Here is a 6000-nt window from a genome sequence, read left to right on the forward strand (position 1 = left end):
ATTGATGGGAAGTGTTTCGCAGGGCCTCGTCAGGTTCCTATACAGCCTCCTGATCGGCCGGTTCGTCGGCGTGGCCGCCCTGGGGACCGCTAATGCAGCCATTTCTGTTGCTTTGCTCCTGAGCCTGTTATGGCCGACATCCGCAGGTCAAGGGGCGACTCGATACGTGGCGCAGATGCGCGGTGCTGGACGGCCCGACCAAGCTCAAGCGGTCGCAAACTACCTTGGCAGCCGAATGTTGGCGAGTTCTGCACTTCTGATCCTCGGGTCGGTCGGAATATGTCTGTGGACTCTCCATACAGATCTCGGAACTGCTCTGAGCGCAGGACTTCTGCTTCTGGGATATTCCGTTTGGTCTTTTGCTCGGGGCGTTCAGTACGGTGCCGGGCAAATTGCCAGAGCAGCGCTGTGGGATGTGGCAAGTTCAGCCTTCTCCATCCTGGCCCTGGTACTCGTGTTGTTTTTGGGCTGGAACGCCGTTTTGCTGGTTCCTCTGGCGCTGTCTTATGGGATCTACGGTCTTGTCTGCTGGCCCCGCCGGGCCGCAGTCGCGGTCGATCGGTCCCTCGTTTCAGATATGAATAGGTTTGTTGCGTACGGCGTCCTGGGAACGTTGTCGAGCACCGGGCTGCTTCAGCTTTCGATGATCAGTGCGCATATGATCGGCAGTCAGGTAGACGCAGGCATGTATGCCGCTGCGTTGAGCTTAGCCACTCCAGCAACGATGCTCGCTCGGACGCTGAGCCAGATTCTCTTTCCCGCGATGGCGGAAGCGGGCGGCCGGGGAGATAATAATTCCATACGGAGACAGACCGACCTGGTCACCAGAGGTCTCGTCGTGACGATGATCCCCGTGTTTGGGGCGCTGTCCTTGGCCAGTCCTCTAATCCTGAACATCCTTTACGGCGGGCAATATGGACCAGCCCAAAAGCTGCTTCCACTTCTCCTTATTGCCGTCATGTTCACAACGCTCCCCGTTGCCTGCGTCAATAGGCTTAATTCAATGGGGATCGCGGGCGCGCGCTTTGTGTCGGCAACCGCAGCAGGAGGCCTAATCCTGTCCGCGGCCCTCTGGGTGTTACTTTCACCGACACTGGGAGTAACGGGCATCGCCGTCGGATACCTCGTTTCCACGATGTTGACGGCATCTCTTGCGATGTGGAAATGCTGGCGGCTTGACGGCCAACGCTGGGCGGGACTCACGCTGCGTAGTCTCCTGGGCATGACCGTTCTCGTGCTGGGAATTCTTGTCACCCAGGCGAGTTCGGTTCCGATGTGGACAGGCCCGCTCTACAGCTGCGGCTTCGCCCTGATTTGGAGCGTAATTTGTTACAAGGATATTAAGGCTCTTCGGCTCGTCCGGAGGAAGAGACCATGATCGGATGCGCACCTGCGGGCGGACCCATCCGGCTAGGCCCTAATTCGTAAATGGCGGCACCGAGTCGCCGGCGGGTTCTTTGTGTGCCGATGCCGGCGTCTAGGAAGGGGTCCGGGCGACGGACAAGCGCTAGGTCTCCGTAGATCCGTGGAACGAAGCTTCCGCCCAGCGACTCATGTCAGATAGCTGGGCCGTGAGACTGTGGCGGCAGCTCGACGTGTCAGAGCCGTACGCGCGCCTTTCAATGGGCGGGGGACATGCAATGAGGGATGCTCGCGCCCAGCGAGCGATCCTCCAATTGGGGACTCTTGTCGAACGAGCTGGCGCGCCGCGATGGCGAGGAAACGATTCTATTTTCGAGGCACGTTGGAGCATAACTCCAGTGGACTAGTCATCCAGGTCGCTCCGATTGCACTAAACTAGTGGGCAGTGCGCGGCTCTCAACGTGTAGAAACCGCCGACACAAGGACCCACAGCAGCCTGAGCCGTCCGGCTGCGCGTGCCGACACGAAAACAATGAGGCAGCCGATGAGACCCAGAATCCTTTGTATTTCCTTCTCCGATGTCAACGCTGATTCCCGTGTTCTTCGACAGCTGAACGTGTTGGCCGAGTTCGGTGACGTAACCACGCTTTCCTACGGCGATAAGCCGGCGACTGCTGTGGAGCATCTGGAAATAGACAGCTCTCTTCCGTCCCTCCCGCAGACACCAGTTGGCGTCGCCGCTTTGGCTCTTCGACTCCACAAATACTCGTCCATGAGCGCGCCGGCGGTGCGGCGAGCTCTGCAGCTGGTCAGGGGTAAAACCTTTGACCTCATAGTGGCAAATGAGGCTCGTGCCCTCCCGCTAGCCCATAGAATCGCCGGAAAGCACCCACAGGGAGCCCCCATTTGGGGAGACATGCACGAATGGGCGCCTGAAGAGCGTACTCAAGTTACCTCCTGGCGCCTGCTGGTTAAGCCACTGATGGAGCACATCTGTAAGGAGTACATTCCGAAAACCACCGCTATAAGCGCCGTAAACGGTTCGATTGCAAAGCTCTACGCCGATAGATACGGGTGTGACGCGGTTGTCGTTCGAAATGCCGGCGCGTATCAGGACCTCCAGCCGAGTCCTCTGAACGGATCCTGCATACGGCTGGTCCATTCCGGAGCGGCTGTACCTGGCAGGAACCTTGAAGGCATAATCGAGGCGGTTCTCGACCTTGGTCCTGGTTATAGTCTCGACCTGTATCTAATAGAGGCGCGCGACGGCGGAAGGTATTGGAAGCAATTGAAAGATCTTTCCGCAAGGTCGGATCAGATATTCTTCCACGACGCTGTGCCACCACAAGAACTCTCTTCAACATTGAACGCATACGACCTCGGGATATATACGCTGCCGCCACGAACGCTTAATCAGCGGCTGATGCTGCCGAACAAGTTTTTTGACTTCGTTCAGGCGCGACTGGGGGTCGTCTTCGGCCCCTCCCCTGAAACTTCAAGCATCATCAACGAATTCAAACTCGGCACTATTGCACGTGATTTCACCTCGGCGGCGCTGGCCGACGCAATTCGTGCGTTGACTGGGGACGACATAAGACAACTGAAAGCCAATTCCCACGCAGCAGCGCATGCCCTTAGCTCGAAGCAGGACGAGGACGTGGAACGGGAGATCCTGAGCAGACTGTTGCCGACCGCAAAGTCCTAACAGAGATGGTTGGGCTTGACTGGATGTCCCTGTCCCAGGGACGGGCGCGAGGTTGGCGGGAGAACGTAGTATCGCGAGCACCCGACGCCCACAAGCAACCCACGGTGTTCTTACTCGCACTCGGCAGGGCTTCCGGTAGCTGGTGGTGGATTTGAGAGCGCGTCGTCCAGGCGATGGGGCGCAACGAGGCGGGACGAGTACGTTCGTCTTAAGGATCGCCGAGTGAGACTCAGGGACCGGCAAGCGAGACGGGCCACTGAAAGACTCTCTGCGTCGTAGTGCTCGCAATTGTCTCGGTAGTTCCACTCGCCGTGGAAGAAACGCGACGGAATCTGAGGGCTTGCGCACCGAGTTGATCGCTTAGCTGTCTCTGCGGGGACAGGCGCGCGAAAGACTCGGAGGAACGATCGGATAGGCACGAGGTGCGGCGTGGGTCCAACGCACTATGTAGCCGTTATCCAGCCGGTTCAGACGGGGCTGAAGCGGACGCCGGGAGACACCTGCGCGCCCAAGCGGCTCGTGGGTGCGGACGGGCGTCGGCGAACAGTGGCAAAGTGAGCCCGCCAGCCGGGGTTCGTACAAGGGTATCGCCTCCCGGTACTCGCCTCGGGAGGGTGCCAGTTCGTCGACGACGGGCTAATCCCCTCCGGCCGGTCAGGTCTCCCGACAAAATAGTCAGACACCAGACTCGGCCGCCTATCCGCCCAGGCGGCAGGCCCTATGCGGGGTAAAGCGGGCGGTGTCTCTAAAGACTGGAAGGTCCCAGGGCCTCCGCCGGGAGTTCTGCAAGCTTGTGATCACTGCGGGCGCGATGCCAAAGCGCCCCTAGTTGGCCAAGTCTCGGTAGTGGAGATCAAGTTCAGTACAACTGACAGCTAAGCTTCGGGATTCTACGACGAAGTCGCGCGCTCGGTGCCGCATACCAAGGTATTCAGCCCGGGGCATTGTGAGTATTTGGGCGATCGAATCAGCTAACGCCCTCGTGTCGCCCTCGCGAACGAGAGCGCCTGTATCGTCGCTTCGCAGCATCTCGCTGATGCCGCCACTGTCGTATGCCACAACCGGGGTGCCGCAAGCCTGGGCTTCTAGGGACACAAGGCCGGCTGCCTCCCGCCGACCTTCATGCGTTTTGCTTGGCACTACGACCACACTAGCTGCCTGCATGCGCGCCCTGACAGAATGCCGCCCTGAGGGACCCACAATCTCCGCGCTGGGGTGGTTTTCTAGGGAAGATTCCAGTTGGCTTCGCTGGGGCCCGTCGCCAACGAAGACCAGGCGGTGGTGCACGGACTTAAGCAAATCCTTGGAGGCGCGAGCCAAGTCTAGGACGCCTTTATGCTGGGCGAAGCTTCCTACGAATAGTACGGTTGGAAGCTCATCCGGTTGCTTAGCAACATCAAGTGGCACAAAGAAGTCGGTGTCAATTCCCTGATAATGAACTTCCATTTTGGATGCTGGATAGCCAGCCGATATGGCAGCCCCGGCAAGAAACTTGCTGACGGCCAAGAGACGGTTGCTGCTCTGGTTTACCATTCGAGCGTTGGTGTGATGCCACCGCTGCATCAGCGACATAGGCTTCTTGCCGTAGACAAATACGTCGGCCCCATGCAAAGTCGTGAGTAGGGGCGTCCCGGCGATCCGGGAGGCGGCTACCGCTGGGACGGACCATAATGAGGTGTGCTGGTGAATGACGTGAGGTCGAAAATGGAGAATTCCCGCAGCCATTGCAGGCATGAATGCAGGCATCGCCAACTGCCGGCGTCTAAATCCTAGTGAGGGCAGGGGGACATATTGGTGCACCGGTGTCGTGATTGTTGGATCCGTGATTTCCCCGGCCATAACGAAACACTCGAAATGATGCGAATCCCGGAGGAACTCCGCGTGCGACAAGGCGTAGTACGTTGGAGGAATCCGCAAAGTACCTTTTGTGATAGCCACACGCAAGGCGTTTCCAATAAGCTTCATGCGTACAAGCACCTCTGAATTTGTGTCGCAGGGGGTCAGCCTTTGTCCCAAGTCTATGCGTGACACCCCCGCTGGACTCCCAGCGGCGTGGACCGCATTGTCGGCCGCCCATCGATTGTAACAGGGCACCAACCTCCCCAGCGGGACCGAAGGCACCGTCGTCTGCGGCGAAATTCAACGCGTATCTCAAGATCCGTGGAGTCCATAGAGACGCAGACGATTGGGGTTGCGTCGGTGAGTACCGTTCCTGGCGTCTCCTCGGCTTCTGGTGAGCGTGATCACTTGGCCATAGCTGACATCCTCATAGCGGCAGAGTTCGTTGATGACGAGGCGACCGTCGTTGACAGTTCGGAGCCGAAGGAGGACCCGGTGGTGCGGTTTCCGCATCAGATCGCCCGGGCGCCGGCGGTGGGAGACCAGTGGACGGTGCCGCCCTGGAACGTCTGGTAACAGCCGCCGTTTTCGAGGCCGCAGACCTCGCTGCCGGTGGGGTAGCCGAGTTTGCCGTTTTCGTAGCCTAGGGCGCCCCAAGCGGTTCGGATGGCGCCCCACGTGGCGTAGGAACCGGTGGCGGGGGACCAGTGGATGGTCCCGCCCTGGAATGATTGGTAGCAGCCGCCGTTTTTGAGGCCGCAGATCTCGTTGCCGGTGGGGTAGCCGAGTTTGCCGTTTTCGTAGCCCAAGCTGGCCCATGTTGCGCGNGGAATGATTGGTAGCAGCCGCCGTTTTTGAGGCCGCAGATCTCGTTGCCGGTGGGGTAGCCGAGTTTGCCGTTTTCGTAGCCCAAGCTGGCCCATGTTGCGCGRATGCCGCCCCAGGTGGCGTAGGCGCCGATGCCGGGGGCGTAGTGGATTGTCCCGCCCCGGAATGATTGGTAGCAGCCGCCGTTTTTGAGGCCGCAGATCTCGTTGCCGGTGGGGTAGCCGAGTTTGCCGTTTTCGTAGCCCAAGCTGGCCCATGTTGCGCGG

4 protein-coding genes and 1 pseudogene are annotated in these 6000 nt (G+C 59.4%); 2 read left to right on the forward strand and 3 right to left on the reverse strand.

Annotation, left to right across the window (positions count from 1 at the left end; genetic code table 11):
* Positions 1-4: 4 nt before the first annotated feature.
* Positions 5-1378, forward strand: coding sequence for a lipopolysaccharide biosynthesis protein (locus tag ASG71_RS16590; protein ID WP_162254045.1), 1374 nt, complete (start codon positions 5-7; stop codon positions 1376-1378).
* 528 nt (positions 1379-1906) lie between these two features.
* Positions 1907-3067 carry a hypothetical protein gene (locus tag ASG71_RS07660; RefSeq protein WP_056738049.1) on the forward strand — a complete coding sequence of 387 codons (1161 nt, stop codon included), beginning with the start codon at positions 1907-1909 and terminating at the stop codon, positions 3065-3067.
* An 825-nt stretch (positions 3068-3892) separates the two neighbouring features.
* Here ASG71_RS07660 and ASG71_RS17190 read toward each other — a convergent pair.
* From ASG71_RS17190 to ASG71_RS16335, 3 genes and pseudogenes are all read right to left on the reverse strand, one after another.
* The gene (locus ASG71_RS17190) at positions 3893-5032 is read right to left on the reverse strand and encodes a glycosyltransferase (protein ID WP_082574939.1); all 1140 of its coding nucleotides are present in this window, start codon (positions 5030-5032) and stop codon (positions 3893-3895) included.
* A 386-nt stretch (positions 5033-5418) separates the two neighbouring features.
* Positions 5419-5733, reverse strand: a 315-nt coding sequence (locus tag ASG71_RS07665; RefSeq protein ID WP_414826652.1) for an LGFP repeat-containing protein, incomplete at its 5' end; no start/stop codon positions are given.
* Position 5734: 1 nt separating this feature from the next.
* A pseudogene (locus ASG71_RS16335) lies at positions 5735-5981 on the reverse strand (LGFP repeat-containing protein); the annotation flags it as partial.
* Positions 5982-6000: the final 19 nt, after the last annotated feature.

The organism is Arthrobacter sp. Soil763 (assembly GCF_001428365.1).
Taxonomy (GTDB): domain Bacteria; phylum Actinomycetota; class Actinomycetes; order Actinomycetales; family Micrococcaceae; genus Arthrobacter.